The following is a 14,042-nucleotide window of genomic DNA, read 5'->3' on the forward strand; positions in this document are numbered from 1 at the left end:
TCCCCTTTTTATAATTTCACTAAATTGTGACCATGTTGAATGGCATAAAGTACAGCTTGCGACCGGTTAGGCTGGCCAGTTTTGCGAAGTATACTACTTACATGAGTCTTGACCGTTGCTTCAGAGATAAACATCCGCTCAGCTATCTCACTATTACTTAAATTTTCGAAAATACATTGGAAAATTTCCTGTTCCCGCTCGGTTAAATTCAAAAACACTTGAGTATTCGTTTCTTCCTTCAGCATATTTACTTTAGGTTGGAAACACGAATATCCTAAACTTACCATTTCAAGGGTTTTGAGAATTTCAGATGGTGGTGTATCCTTCATGATATATCCATCAATGCCTTGAGATATAGCCAAATATATATCTTCACTTTGATCATAAGCTGTTAAAATAATTATTTTCGTTTTAGGTAGCTTTTCTTTTATAACCTTACAACTTTCAATAATAGAAGGACCTGGCATTTTTAAATCTGATACGATCAGATCAGGCTGGACATCAAATACTACATTCAGTAACTCTAATCCATTAGAAACTTCTCCTGTCACTTCAAAATCATTCCGACTTTCGATTATCAACTTCATTCCATCACGTACAATTTGGTGATCGTCTGCTAATAAGATTCTAATCATTATTTCTTATAGACCCCCTCGGTATTATGGCAATGACTTCGGTTCCATTACGATTCTCTGAATGAATATGCATTTGCCCGCCTGCTTTGGATATTTTTTCTCGAATTCCCACTAAACCGTATCTACCTGGAATTGTCTTTTTTTCGATTCCCACACCGTTATCTTGAACCTTTACAATCCATTGCACAATGTTCACTTCTATATGAATGTCAATTCTTGTAGCTACTGCATGCTTTATTGAATTATTGACAGCCTCTTGAATAAAACGATAAATTATTTCTTCTATTTCCGCAGCTTCTTGGGCAATGGACCCTTTGGTAATTAAACGAATCTCCGTTGTCGTATTTCTTTTACTCTTATTAATAAAGTGTTGAATAGCTTCAAAAAGATTGATAGTTTGATTCTCTTCCCTTAGGGTGGAAATCAGACTTCTTATCTCTAGTTGCGATTGTGACAACTGAGCCTCCATTTTTTCTACTAATAATTGTACATTATCTTCTCCTTGCCTTTTTACGGCAGACTTAACTTGAAACAGAAGAGTAGATAAGAAAAATAGCTGTTGTGCAATTCCATCGTGAATGTCCTGTGAAACAGAATGTTGTACACTAGACTTAACCTCTCTAGATAACTTCTTATCCTGTTCGATTCTTTTAGACTGATTAACAATCCATGCTAAAATTACATTTAATAAAACATGATTTTGAACAGAGTAAGTGTTGTTTTTTGTTACTGGAATTAGGATTGCCCCTATATTCCCCTCACTCCCCTTTACATATAGTGGATAAAAATTAAAAGATTGTTCCTCACCGATATAATTCGTTAAACGAATACTTCGTTGTGTGTTCCACCATATACCATTATGTTCAATTAATTGTCTAGAATAATAATTGGTAAACCAATCTTCAATCCATAGATGGTTTTGAAACCAACAAATATAACATTTCTTTTCTTGAATAGTCCTTTTTATAAGTTTTTCTGCAATTTGATGCAATTCCTGTAATGAGTCAATTGAATGAGATGTTTTAATGGTATTTGTAATAAGTCTACTTTTCCATGAGAGTGCATGTCCTATTTTAATCTTCTCTCTCATATAACAAAAAACGCATACCAGAACCAAAAGTATCCATCCAATCCATTGAAACGATGGAAATAATATTTGTGAAAAATGAAAATAACTGTCATTTATTTGATAGAGAACCATATTACGCTCCGAATGGTAAAATATACCTAACACTTACAAATTTTAACATGAGTATTTTTTTGTCACAACGGTGTTAAATTGTCGTATTTTGAAAATTCTTTCTTCTTTTTATGGGGTTTTTAGACAAAAAAAACAGCAGTTTGCATTGAGCACCTGCTGAATTCTATGGGTTTTCGGTGGGGGGGTTCGTGGTTTTCTCAGGGTCTTCGATTGTTTCATCTTGAACGGGAGCTGGTATAGTGACTGATTCAAGGTCCTGGCTACCACTTTCTGAGGTGTTGCTTTCTGTTGATTGAGAAGGTTCTTGTTCGTCCAATTCTTTGTTACTTTCTGTCGATTCTTTTTCATGGTCCTTCTCTAAATCTGGATTGTTAGCAGGTTCTTCAGTTGGAGAGGACTTTTCATTATTTTTCTGGCTATCTACAACAACTTTTTCATTCGCTAGCATTTCCTGTTCTTTTTTCACAGCTTCCCTTGCTTGAGCTTCTATCCTCAATCTTTCTGAAATCAGAATTATTTGCTGAGAAGCTCTGTCATAAATGGTTTTTGCTTCAACTGCGAATGCTTCTTTTTCTTTATCCTTTGAGAAATCTAATTGTGAAATAAGGGAGGAATAATATTCATGAAGTTTTATGGAGTGTGCTGTTGTAGTATCTTCTAGCATTTTTTCAATTTCACGATCATAATTTTTAAGTGATTCTATGACATGCTCCCTAAGAACCTCCTTTTTTTCGATCAATTGTTGCTCCATTTCATTATCCATGTTATTAAAAGCATTCATTTTTTCAGGCTCGTATCGTTCACCTAGAAGAGATGCAGGGTCCAATCCGGCATAAGAGATATTTATACTAGCAAACAGAATTAGAAATGAAGTAGCTATCCAGATTGACCACTTTCTTCTAAATAATTTTTTCATTCGTAGTATTCTAATACTGTGTTTTTTCACTGTAATCACCTCACTTTATTTTTGAGATTTTGCCTCTTCCAATTCACTTACCATTGACTCTATTACTTGGTTCAATTGATTTTCTAAGCTTACACGATCGTCTTCATCCCATTGACCTTGTTGAATAATACGATTCGCTTCCTTTGAGATAAGATTCTTATACTTATTAGATTCCGCCTCTATATACTGTTGATAGTCTTCTTCTGCTTTATATGTTTCAATATCAATAAAATTTATCAAATCAGATTTTAGTTTTTGCTGTTCAGTATTGAGGTCTTTCTCCAATTGCAATAAAGCTGCCTGTTCTGACACTTGTGTTTTTAACAATATCCACTGTTTTAATTTCCCTAATAAGTCCTCATTTGCATAACTTATGGTGGTTGTAGTAATGAATGTAAATAAGAGCAATGCCATGCTGATAAATGCGATTTTCCCTTTGTTTTTCATAATCTCTTCCTTTCAAATATTCATGAAATAAGATTAGTTGAAACCGAGCCTCACATATGAAGTGGCTTCATGATTTTATAGAATGGGAAAAGGGACACGACAGCATAGCCCTTGATATCTGAAGATGAAATAGGACCCATTGACGAATCTCTACTATCTAAACTCTCTCCTGGAGTCCTGTTGTCTCCCATGATAAAAACCTTTCCCGCTTGCACAGTGACAAGCTCCATATCATCTGGATTTCCAAGTGTATAGATTTCTGGAATAGGAACATCATTCACATAGACCTGTCCCTCTTGTATGAGAATTTTATCACCCGGAATTCCTATTACTCTTTTCACGATGTCATATCCATTTTGATGAACTATAACTACATCTCCATAAGAAGGTTCCATAAATAAAGCCGACAATTTGTTTATAATAAGAAAACTGCCATTTCTCAGGGTTGGATCCATTGAATGACCGGATACCCTAGTTATTCCGATACTTGAAGTCACAAGGAGATAAATAATTAAACCTTTAACAATAGCCGAAATCCATTCTTTTGATTTATCTTTTTTTACCTTTTCGTTGGTTGTTATTTCTGTTTCTACCCTACCGATAGCAGCTGCCATTTGTATTTCTCCTTTTTATAACTAAAAGTAAAGTCTGAAGTCCTGAGACCCCAGACTTTTGATTGAATTATTATTACTTAATGATTCCGCTGACTAGGGCATCAAGTTCACTTTTAGCAGCTAGTTCGATTTCAGCACCTTTATCAGTAATTGCTTTTTTGTTAGCAGTTTCTAAATCTGCAAGAAGTTGAGTAATTTCAGCCATTGCTTGCTTGATTTTTTCATCAAGATTTGTTTTCATTTCTTGTGTTGCAGCTGCTTTTTCCGCCTCAATCAATCTAGATAACTCAGCTTTTGTAGCTTCAATTTCTTGTTGTAACGCTGCAACAGCATCAGTTTTAGTTTTTCCAACATTAGTGTTTACCGATGCGACAGAGTCTGCACCTTGTTTGTTTACTTCTTTTGTGAAATCCTTTTTAGCCAAGAATGTCGCAGTACTAACTAAACCATCAGTTTGTTTATTTACCCCATTTACAAACCTATCAAATTCTCCTGGCATATTAGTTGTGATAGATGCTTCTTTATTGTTGATTGCATCAATATGACTTTGTTTAGCATTGTTAATTGCAGCACTTGCTCTTGTAGACTCATTCTCACCTGCAGTTTTAATTGTATTTACTGTTGTATTCTTTAGTTCTTTTGCATCAGATATAGCTTTGTTCCCTACTGAAGCTCCATAGATAGCGAATGCTGTAGCAGATTCGCCTTTTGCTAGGTTAAATTTAGCTTGGTACCAACTTCCAAGTTGTGCACCAGCATCCGTATTAGCAAATGCAGTACCCACTCCGCTTAAAAGGCCTACTGCTACGAATCCTGTAATTACTTTTCCTTTTACTGTTCCTAAGATTGTTTTCATGTTATTTCTCCTTTTATTTTGGTTTTTTATTTGATAGAGACTGTTAGATCTCTTCTTTAAATGGTTTGATTAATCCTTATTTTCTTTAATTATCCTAATTTGGAGCTTGTATTTATTTCTTTGTTTCTTCAATATGCCCATCAATCTCATAGGAAATCTCGTCGATGATGCTATCTACTTGTTGGTCATAATAGGAATCTACTTTTAAGCTATTTTGTTCGACGAAGTTCGAGAAGTCTTCCGAAATTTTCCCTTCTCTATCATCTGAACCGAACAGTTTTTCTCTCATCTCGTTTAGTGAAATAGAGTAAGTAGAGAAATAACTTTTTATTGCACTATTCCTATTATTTTTTTCATTCTCTGCAAATTCAGTTACTTGTGCAGTTGAATTTGTGAGTAGTCTTTGTTTTTCATTTTCCAAAGCAGGTTGCAAACTATTCCTATAAGCTTTAATTGATTCTTTCACTTCTTCTTGTACAACTATTTCCAATTTTTCATACCATTTTTTCATCTGGATCCCAGAGTCTTGATTTGCATAGGCGTTTCCAACGAAAAGGGTTGAAAAGATTAGAAACGCTGTGAATATCTTTTTTTTCCTTCGCGTCATTTCCTCCTCCTCTTTCTACTGTTTCACTTGATACTCTTATGCTATCAAGTTTCTAAATTGGTTCCTATCATGTATCGGGATGAAACTGAATAACAATCAGAATGAACTCTCACTCATCCTGAAGTATGATGCTGTCTCATACTCTCAAGTAAATCTTGCCGATTCCCACAAAAAAAGAACCTATTATCAGACTAATGTCCAACAATAGGTTCTTGAAAAAATGTGAATCAAGCATAGGAAATGAGAAATGACTTTTTTCTCTTTATTTACAATCTCATCCAATACAAAAGGGTACCGAAGATAGGTTCTAACCCGATTGGTTTTAGTAGAGTTCATTTTTGTTGCTCTTACGTTCCTTGATCCACTTAGTAAGGGCAGATAATCCAAGTATTGTCCCTACGGTTATTCCACTTAAAGCAACAATAAGGGAGATCCACTCAAACAGGGTGTATCCCGGGATTTTCCCCCATTTAATTTTCCCTTCCCAGTCTTTAATGACGAGATTCATTCCATAAATACCGGATATGACCGTATATGTCGTTAAAATTTGTAGCAAGTAATTGTTTCGTTTCGCAGCTAATTTCTCTTGATTCTGATAAAGGGTTTCCAGCGTTTTTTTGACGTGTTCGTAAAGATGCTCAATTTGATATACATCTTTAACAATTTGGAATATCTCCTTGCCAGACGTTCTACTGTTTACTTCAGGAAAGAAATATTTAGCAGAAAACTCGGTAATCATAAGGATGATTTTTTCCAGACTTGACTGATCTTTTTCAATATCAATTTTGGAATGTTCATAGGTTAGTTTCATAAGGACGATTTTATAGTAGAAATATAGTAATAAGGCATAAAAATGCTGACCATACATTTGGGAAGCCAACTGATTCTTCATTTCTTCTGAATCGGATTTTGTGATGCAGCAAAACGTATAATCACTTGTGACGTAATAGGTCTCGTCCGCCCAACGATCGTACACGTTCCGATCATAGTACCGATTGATGTACTTTTCATTTAATGCACCTGCAACAGGATTTCCTTCTCGATCATAGCCGTTCAGTTGTCCAATTCTAAATAGATCAACCTTTGTAATCTCCGTTTCAGGAACAACCGCGAGATACCCCAGAACATACATCCTTTCATCAATGAAGAACGGAAGACTTCCGAAATATGGTGAGTTTTCTTTGTGTTGCTCCATATAGTCCACCATAAGAGGACAAAGAGTTTCAAAGATGAAGTCTTTCATTTTTGAGAAGATTTTTTCCCCACAGCCTATTTTCATATTTTCTTCATCTTTCATGATTGGTTCCATCACACGGAATATGTCCCCGAACTGTAGTGCATCTGTGACTGACAACCCCGATGGTAACTCTACTCGAATATTCATGATCCCAATATGAAAAGGACAAATTAATATATCAAAGGATGGAATATGAAAACTAGTATTCAAATGTTCGGAGCTTAAATTACAATCTAAGTCCATCTCTTTGGAAAAACGTCTAAAACCTTCACGACTCTTATATGACTTTGGGAAAAGAATGGGCTCTATATTTGGTAGAAAGTATTTTTCCAAGCTACGATGTGAGATGGAATGCTCGCCATAATACTTTCCCTCTTGATTTGTATCCTTCAAATTGAAAAAATGGAATCCCTGTTCAAGCATAGCTTCCATAAAGTTCCCTTTTCCATTATTCCTAAGAGAAAAAGGAAACATGAATTGAAACAAGGTTTTTTCAGTTTGGATTCTATGGGTCAAGCCCCTATTTGTTTCTGTATATTCAACCATGCCCCGTCCTCCAACTGTTTAGGTATACAGTATAGTTTCCCCTTCCAATTGGATTCCAAACCAGAGCTTTAATCATATGGACCCTCGATTAGCAGATAGCCCTCTCTAATTAATTGCCGAATCAATTTTTTATTGGTCGTATCCACTATTTTCGCTAGACGATACGTGTTTTTGTTTTTCTTTGGCACAATAGCTATATCGTAAAGGTTTTCCAGCTCAGCTATAGCCTCATCCATCCGCTTTCCAACCTCTTTAGTATATACGCCATCTACTTCGAGGTCGTAATCCTCTTGAAATGCTTTCAAGGCTCTTAAAGTATACCCATCAAACACATCATTTGTTTTTCTTGTATACTCTAGTTGATTTAACTTTTTGTTCAGGATTTTCACATTTGGACCTTTTTCACCAAGAGTAAGCTTTCTATCTGCAGAATCAGATTGAGGAACCTTGGACACTAACTTCGGCCTTTTACCCTCCTGCAAATCTTTTAAGGTCATGCCACCCATCATCTCTAGATGTGGAAAGTCTTTAAAGGACTTCCAGTCACCGCCCCAAGCAAATCCTAACTTCTTTGCGATTTCTGCCACACGTCTCCACTGGTCATTCACCGTCCACAGAGCCCTAGATCCATCTTCACTCATAATGACAAAATCAACCGCCAGACCATAGTTGTGATTTGATTTCCCACCTTCTGCATTGGTTACAATGGGTTTTGATGTATCTGTTCTGCCTTGTGCATAAAGGCGATTTTGTTCGGCATAGCTTCTATATCCGCTCGTGATTTGTACATATAATCCTTCATGATACGCTTGCCTGATCACTTCAAGTGCAGATTCCTTCACCACTGGATTGATCCCACTACCCATGTTTTTAGTAGACCGACTTAATAAGGTCTCCAATTTCACTGCCATAGTATCACTCCTTTCTATATTAAATGAATTTTTGTCGATTTTTGGAACGGCAAGTGTCTCAAAAAACTGAACAAATCTTCATTTTGCTAGAGTTGAGAGGTCGTATATGGATCCTTTTTTCGTACCATTGGATGGGAGATTCATGGATTTGAGAATACGGGTAGCTAGTTTAGGAGAAGAGATATGGAGGAATTTGCGGAGTTCTATTGCATTATTCCGTGAAACATTGCTGTGAAACAAGATTTTTCGGGTGGTGACAGGCACCGCCAAAAACCACAAAAAAATCCCACAGAATATAGTCCTGTGGGCCATCAGGGACACGGGGTCCCTACATTATCGAGAAACTAGAAACATAGAATTCTAGTTTGAGTGGAAAACTTCCTGAAATAACAAGAAATTAAACCTTCCTTTTCATTAATGAGCATTTTACAGTTCCAAATAGTAAATAGTTGGAAATATATATAAAAAGTCATATAATGTGTTAGGATAAATCTATTAAAACATATTTTCAGAAAACATTAAAATCTCGTATTTATGCTGTTTTTGGTCTCTATGGACGGTTTTTCACTTCATTTTCATGCATTTATTGAGTTATTACAGTCTTCAATAATTATATGAATAAAATTAGAGGAGTTCACATACATGGATTTTACACTAATTGGTAACAAAATAAAAGAACTTCGTAAGTCTGTTGGGTATTCCCAGGAAGAAATAGCGGATGGGATTTGCAGCCAGGCACAAATATGCAAAATTGAAAAAGGAGAGGTTACTCCCGCAGCTACTACTCTCTATTTAATTGCCGAGCGCCTTGGCGTGGATATTAATTTTTTCTTCGACGTAGCGAAGACCCCTCGACTGGATTATGTTCAAGAGGTTGAATTTCAGTTAAGGAAAGAAACGAGGAACCATGATTTTAAGGCCGTCAAAGAAATCGTACAAGCAGAATTAAACAATCCTCTTTTCACTCAAAATAAGGAAAATTATCAACTATTGCTTTGGCACAAAGGATTTTCAGATCATGCGACTGGAATTCCTTATGAAGAAGCAATTCAGACTCTTAAAAAAGCCCTTTCCCTCACCCATCAATCAGAAAAGGTCTGGTCGGAAAGAGAATTAGACATTCTGAATGCCATCGGTGTAGTCTATCTTAAAGAACAATTATACCCTGAAGCATTGAAAACGTATGATAATGCGATAAAATACATCAATCGCAGACCTATTATCCGTGATGATTCACTGCTTGTAAGGATTCTATACAATAAAGCAATGGTTCTCACTAAATTAGAAAAATTCGAGGATTCAATCGAAATGTGCGAACAAGCACTAGAATGCTCTATAAAAAATGACAGCATGTATATATTTGGCTATCTCTATTACCAAATCGGATACAATTTCGAGCTTATGGAAAAAAATGAGCGCGCCATCCACTATTTCAATCAATCCATCTCCTTTTTTGAAATCCAAAAAGAGGATAAATTTTTGGATTTCATTAAAGAACGAATTCATAATTTGGAAGTTGCATAACCCTCTTAAAAATCTGGAACATTTCTGTTTCAGATTTTTTCTATTTATTAATTGGGGTATAATTAAATAATATGGATTTTTTGGTCATTTGTTTTTCCAGAGGGGGTTTGTAGGATGAGTGATTTGTTGCATATGGGAGAGATTTTAAAGGATGAGTTGAATGCTCAGGAAGCTGCTGATGTCCAGGTCGTTCAACGTGGACTTCTTATATATAGGCAGGGACTTGTTTATAAATTAGTCCAACATGAAACGAAAATCACTGCCATGATTCAAGACGTGACTCCCGTGGAGGTCATTCTAGATCCATTGTTTCCTTCAAACAGCTCTTGTAGCTGTAACAAGGATGGATATTGCCGTCATGAGCTGGCCGCCTTCTTCCAAGCCTTCGAAAAGGTAGGCAGCATTACAGAGTGGGTCGAAAAGTGGAAGTATGGGAAAAGAGCTACCGTTGAATTGAAAAAAGCTCATTCCCTTTTAGATTCCGCTGCCGTACTTCCTAAATCGTACGAAGCGTGGAAAAACTATGTCATTGAAAGTTTCAAAGAGAACATATTATCGTTCGCACATGCAGGATATCCTAGCTATGTCCTTCACGAAAAATGGAAGAATTATTTACATAAACTAAAACAAAAAGCTCCTTTAGAACGGGAGTGGAAAACACTTTACCTTTTTATCATCCATTTTCATACACTGTTGCTCGCGTTTAAAGAGGTCCGAAAGATTGAGAATCCGAATTCATTTCGGATTTTTATCGAAAACGAACTCGAGGATATAACCGATGGGATGTATGATTATGTCGCTTTACTCTCCAATCAAGCACGTCCGTTTGCGTTTGATGAATTTTTCAAGGGAATCCATCAAGATACTCACTCATTGATGTCCCAGGATGAAAATATTTCATATCAACAAGTTGATTTATACCGTACGATTTGGAGCGTCTTATTACGAAACCAAGAATGGCGCAAGCAAGAGCTTACACACTTGAAATCCACGGTCGAAGCTTCCGTTAATCAACCATTACTGATCGCGACCATTCACCTATCACTTTTAAACAATCGACATGAAGAAGTCGTTACTTTGCTCAATCAGTTAGATGCTAGCGCTAGTCCCTATATGTATTTTTGGATCCATACCTTGAACGAGCAAGATGAGGAAATCAAAGCCCTTCCGTTTGTCGAGTTTATTATTGAACATGTGAACGAGTTTTTAAGTACTTCAAGGAATTACTATGAGTCGATGGATTTTGTCCGAAGCATCACCTCACCTATTACGATTTTTTGCAAAAAGACAAAACGGCACGATTTATTGGAGAAATTTTATCGAATCAGCCTTCCTTTCAGTTACTATCCGTACGCCCAATTTTTAATTGATAGTGACCAATACGGAAAATGGGTGGAGCTCATCACCTATATGGACATTGATGTGGACCAGGTTGGGACGGACATTCTTAAACGGGTTCAGACACATGAGCCTGCCGTGCTATTACCGCTGTACCATCGCGTGGTGGAGCAATCCATTTCTTCTAAAAATCGAGCTAGCTATAAGCATGCAGTCCGATATTTAAAAAAGCTTCGCACTTTATATAAAAAATTAAAGCAGGAAGACGCTTTTCTTTCCTATATGAATAATCTTCAAGAATCAACGAAAAGGTTACGAGCCTTTCAAGAAGAACTGCAAAGGGGAAAACTAATCCATGTTTAATCACGTGTTGATCAAAACAACATTAGCGGCTGATGGGCAGTATTTAATTAAAGCCTATGATCAGGAAAACCTTCCGCTTCAGGCCGGGAAGGTTTTCCCACAATTATTCTTATGGGATCAAGCAAGCTATTATGGGACTCAATTGAAATACGATGAGAAAGAAAATGGGGTTCTTGTTGATGCCTGGGGCTTGGTATCGCTATTTTCCCAGGAACGCTTTCAATCGTTTATTGAATGGGAATGGGATGAGGCTTCTTTTCTATGTTTATCGATAGCACCTGTTTTAGCTGAATCGATGCAAAATGGCATCCCCACTCCTGATTTTACCAAGCTACGTGAAGGCAATATCGGCTGGAATTTACCGGATGATGTCCAGGAAGAGTTCGAACCGTCATTTTGGGAGGATTCCGTTGACGTAGGTGAAACATTATCCAACACCGAATTTGTTCAAACTTGGTTCAATGGGGCTGCAGAAACCTATCTACGACAATATTCCACTCACCATGACCAGTGGAACAAGGCGATGGATGCTTTAAAAAGTGCACAGTTAGCTCCCGAGGAATTGCATACCTATTTCACTCAAGATCGCTGGAACAAATGGCTCGGCTTTCAAGAGGACGAACGCCCCTTTTCAACTGGTTTGCAGATTGTTGAGCCACCAGATGGCGAAGGTCCATGGACTCTAGAAGTCGTATTGCAATCTAAAAAAGATGATACAGTTGTCACACTTTCTCAGGGAATGAAAAAGCTGCCGCGCGGGTGGAAAAATTACCTTGAAACGGTAGATGAGGATCTGGATGGCTGGTTAGAGCTTGTACCTTGGCTTGGCGAGGATGGAGTACTAAAGGATGAATTGACCGAAACTGAGGCATGGGAATTTCTAACCGAAGCGAGCGAGAAGCTGTTGTTTGTCGGAGCAGATATCCTATTGCCATCGTGGTGGACAGCCATTCGCGATTCCCAACTCAAGCTAAAAGCCAAAGTAAAAAGCACTTCAACACGTGGTCCTTCGTTTGTCGGCCTTAATGCGTTGATGGACTTTGACTGGCGCTTCTCCATGAACGGAGCGGATTTGTCAGAGGCTGAATTCCAAAAGCTTGTTTCCGAAAAAAGGCGACTTGTTTTTATTAAAGGACAATGGGTCAAATTGGACCCTGCTATGATCAAACAGCTTCAGACGATGATGAAGACAGCCGACCAAAAAGGCATTCCATTAAGTGAGTTGTTTTATCAGGAGCTGTTGGATGAGTCACCAGAGGAAGACGAGTTTGAGGATGACTTATTGAAAATCCAATTCGAGCTTAATCAAGATTTGAAAAAACTGATGAGTTCGCTGCGGGAAACAAAAAGCATTCCCATCACAGAGGCACCTGAAAGTTTGCAGGGTTCCCTACGCCCTTACCAGACACAAGGTCTAAGCTGGCTCATGTATTTACGAAAGCACGGATTTGGAGCTTGCTTGGCTGATGACATGGGGCTCGGGAAAACGGTACAGGTGATTAGTTATTTGTTGGCGGTAAAAGATTCTAAGGAAACCACTGAACAGCCTACTCTCATTATTTGTCCGACTTCCGTTCTTGGAAATTGGCAAAAAGAGTTGGAGAAGTTCTCTCCTTCATTAAATGTGTATTTACACTACGGAGGCAGCCGTAAAAAAGGGGAAGATTTTGCGCCTTTTATTAAAAAATATGATGTAGTTCTAACTTCCTTCGGGATGGCCCACTCCGATTTCGAAGAATTGGGTGCGATCGAATGGAATAGTGTCATCCTGGATGAGGCACAAAACATTAAAAATCCAGGTACTAAGCAATCCAAAGCGGCTCGCAAGCTGAAAGGACGCCACCATATCGCGTTAACGGGAACACCAATGGAAAACCGATTAAGCGAATTGTGGGCGATTTTTGATTTTATCAATAAAGGCTATCTCGGGACATTGCGCCAATTCCAAGACAGATACGTAAATAGCATTGAAAAAGACGGTCAGACGGAAAAAATTAAACAGCTGCAAAAATTGATACAACCCTTCTTATTAAGACGTACGAAAAAAGATGAAGATGTAGCTTTAAACTTACCTGATAAGCTGGAGCAAAAGGAATATGTCCCTCTCACTTCAGAGCAGGCATCTTTATATGAACAACTGATTAAGGATACTTTTGCAGAAGTAGAAAAGTTATCAGCCTTTGAACGGAAAGGCTTGATCCTTGGTATGCTGACCAAATTGAAGCAGCTTTGTAACCATCCTGCCCTGTACCTGAAGGAACAGAAGGTTTCATTGGCCCGCGAACGCTCAGCGAAGCTCGACAAGCTGTTTGAGTTGACCGATGCAGTGATGGAACAAAATGAAAGCTGCCTCATCTTCACGCAATATATCGGAATGGGCGAAATGATGCAGGAGCTGTTGCAACAAGAGTATGGCATCAAAGTTCCATTCCTGAATGGCAGCCTCGCGAAGAAGCAGCGTGATGAAATGATTGAGGCATTCCAAAATGGTCTTTATCCAATCTTCATTCTGTCGTTGAAAGCTGGTGGAACTGGATTGAATTTAACCGCTGCCAACCATGTTGTCCATTTTGATCGCTGGTGGAATCCAGCTGTTGAAAATCAGGCAACCGACCGTGCCTATCGAATTGGACAAAAGAGATTTGTTCATGTTCATAAGCTGATTTGTACAGGAACACTCGAAGAAAAAATCGATATCATGCTCGAAAAGAAACAAGCTTTGAATGATGAAATTATCCAAAGTGATAATTGGATTACTGAGCTATCTACAGATGAAATCAAGGATTTGGTTTCGTTAACATAAGTGTTGAACCTTGG

Annotated in this window: 12 protein-coding genes; 3 read left to right on the plus strand and 9 right to left on the minus strand. The window is 37.7% G+C overall.

The window, feature by feature from the left end:
* Positions 1-8: 8 nt before the first annotated feature.
* The 9 genes from G3O09_RS01810 to G3O09_RS01850 form a co-directional block, all read right to left on the minus strand.
* On the minus strand, positions 9-635 hold the full coding sequence (locus tag G3O09_RS01810; RefSeq protein WP_163099428.1) for a response regulator: 627 nt from the start codon (positions 633-635) through the stop codon (positions 9-11).
* Complete coding sequence (locus G3O09_RS01815; protein WP_163099430.1) at positions 628-1,836, minus strand: sensor histidine kinase; 1,209 nt, start codon at positions 1,834-1,836, stop codon at positions 628-630. The genes G3O09_RS01810 and G3O09_RS01815 overlap by 8 nt, the downstream gene beginning before the upstream one ends.
* Before the next feature lie 163 nt (positions 1,837-1,999).
* Positions 2,000-2,782 carry a hypothetical protein gene (locus tag G3O09_RS01820; RefSeq protein ID WP_163099432.1) on the minus strand — a complete coding sequence of 261 codons (783 nt, stop codon included), beginning with the start codon at positions 2,780-2,782 and terminating at the stop codon, positions 2,000-2,002.
* A 15-nt stretch (positions 2,783-2,797) separates the two neighbouring features.
* Positions 2,798-3,229 carry a hypothetical protein gene (locus tag G3O09_RS01825; RefSeq protein ID WP_163099434.1) on the minus strand — a complete coding sequence of 144 codons (432 nt, stop codon included), beginning with the start codon at positions 3,227-3,229 and terminating at the stop codon, positions 2,798-2,800.
* 50 nt (positions 3,230-3,279) lie between these two features.
* Positions 3,280-3,843 carry a signal peptidase I gene (lepB, locus tag G3O09_RS01830; protein WP_163099435.1) on the minus strand — a complete coding sequence of 188 codons (564 nt, stop codon included), beginning with the start codon at positions 3,841-3,843 and terminating at the stop codon, positions 3,280-3,282.
* Positions 3,844-3,916: 73 nt separating this feature from the next.
* Positions 3,917-4,699, minus strand: a complete 783-nt coding sequence (locus tag G3O09_RS01835; protein ID WP_163099438.1) for a hypothetical protein — start codon at positions 4,697-4,699, stop codon at positions 3,917-3,919.
* A gap of 112 nt (positions 4,700-4,811) precedes the next feature.
* Positions 4,812-5,306: a hypothetical protein gene (locus tag G3O09_RS01840; protein ID WP_163099440.1), complete on the minus strand. Its 495-nt coding sequence runs from the start codon at positions 5,304-5,306 to the stop codon at positions 4,812-4,814.
* A gap of 322 nt (positions 5,307-5,628) precedes the next feature.
* The gene (locus G3O09_RS01845) at positions 5,629-7,089 is read right to left on the minus strand and encodes a magnesium transporter CorA family protein (RefSeq protein ID WP_163099442.1); all 1,461 of its coding nucleotides are present in this window, start codon (positions 7,087-7,089) and stop codon (positions 5,629-5,631) included.
* 68 nt (positions 7,090-7,157) lie between these two features.
* The gene (locus G3O09_RS01850) at positions 7,158-8,000 is read right to left on the minus strand and encodes a M15 family metallopeptidase (protein ID WP_163099444.1); all 843 of its coding nucleotides are present in this window, start codon (positions 7,998-8,000) and stop codon (positions 7,158-7,160) included.
* Between the two features lie 642 nt (positions 8,001-8,642).
* On the opposite strand from G3O09_RS01850, the gene G3O09_RS01855 reads away from it, so the two are divergent.
* The 3 genes from G3O09_RS01855 (at position 8,643) to G3O09_RS01865 (ending at position 14,028) form a co-directional block, all read left to right on the plus strand.
* A complete protein-coding gene (locus G3O09_RS01855) occupies positions 8,643-9,524 on the plus strand; it encodes a helix-turn-helix domain-containing protein (RefSeq protein ID WP_163099445.1) in 882 nt (293 codons plus the stop codon).
* Positions 9,525-9,638: 114 nt separating this feature from the next.
* Positions 9,639-11,225, plus strand: coding sequence for a hypothetical protein (locus G3O09_RS01860; RefSeq protein WP_163099447.1), 1,587 nt, complete (start codon positions 9,639-9,641; stop codon positions 11,223-11,225).
* The gene (locus G3O09_RS01865; RefSeq protein ID WP_163099449.1) at positions 11,218-14,028 is read left to right on the plus strand and encodes a DEAD/DEAH box helicase; all 2,811 of its coding nucleotides are present in this window, start codon (positions 11,218-11,220) and stop codon (positions 14,026-14,028) included. Before G3O09_RS01860 ends, G3O09_RS01865 begins: the two co-directional genes overlap by 8 nt.
* Positions 14,029-14,042: the final 14 nt, after the last annotated feature.

The sequence above is a fragment of the Peribacillus alkalitolerans genome (genome assembly GCF_010882125.1).
Taxonomy (GTDB): Bacteria; Bacillota; Bacilli; order Bacillales; family DSM-1321; genus Bacillus_BN; species Bacillus_BN alkalitolerans.

What these genes read in the sequence shown, in the direction of transcription:
- G3O09_RS01825 (WP_163099434.1), bottom strand. Translation starts at nt 3,229, where the DNA reads ATGAAAAACAAAGGGAAAATCGCATTTATCAGCATGGCATTGCTCTTA.
- G3O09_RS01810 (WP_163099428.1), bottom strand. Translation starts at nt 635, where the DNA reads ATGATTAGAATCTTATTAGCAGACGATCACCAAATTGTACGTGATGGA.
- G3O09_RS01835 (WP_163099438.1), bottom strand. Translation starts at nt 4,699, where the DNA reads ATGAAAACAATCTTAGGAACAGTAAAAGGAAAAGTAATTACAGGATTC.
- G3O09_RS01850 (WP_163099444.1), bottom strand. Translation starts at nt 8,000, where the DNA reads ATGGCAGTGAAATTGGAGACCTTATTAAGTCGGTCTACTAAAAACATG.
- G3O09_RS01865 (WP_163099449.1), top strand. Translation starts at nt 11,218, where the DNA reads ATGTTTAATCACGTGTTGATCAAAACAACATTAGCGGCTGATGGGCAG.
- G3O09_RS01840 (WP_163099440.1), bottom strand. Translation starts at nt 5,306, where the DNA reads ATGACGCGAAGGAAAAAAAAGATATTCACAGCGTTTCTAATCTTTTCA.
- G3O09_RS01845 (WP_163099442.1), bottom strand. Translation starts at nt 7,089, where the DNA reads ATGGTTGAATATACAGAAACAAATAGGGGCTTGACCCATAGAATCCAA.
- G3O09_RS01855 (WP_163099445.1), top strand. Translation starts at nt 8,643, where the DNA reads ATGGATTTTACACTAATTGGTAACAAAATAAAAGAACTTCGTAAGTCT.
- lepB (WP_163099435.1), bottom strand. Translation starts at nt 3,843, where the DNA reads ATGGCAGCTGCTATCGGTAGGGTAGAAACAGAAATAACAACCAACGAA.
- G3O09_RS01815 (WP_163099430.1), bottom strand. Translation starts at nt 1,836, where the DNA reads ATGGTTCTCTATCAAATAAATGACAGTTATTTTCATTTTTCACAAATA.
- G3O09_RS01860 (WP_163099447.1), top strand. Translation starts at nt 9,639, where the DNA reads ATGAGTGATTTGTTGCATATGGGAGAGATTTTAAAGGATGAGTTGAAT.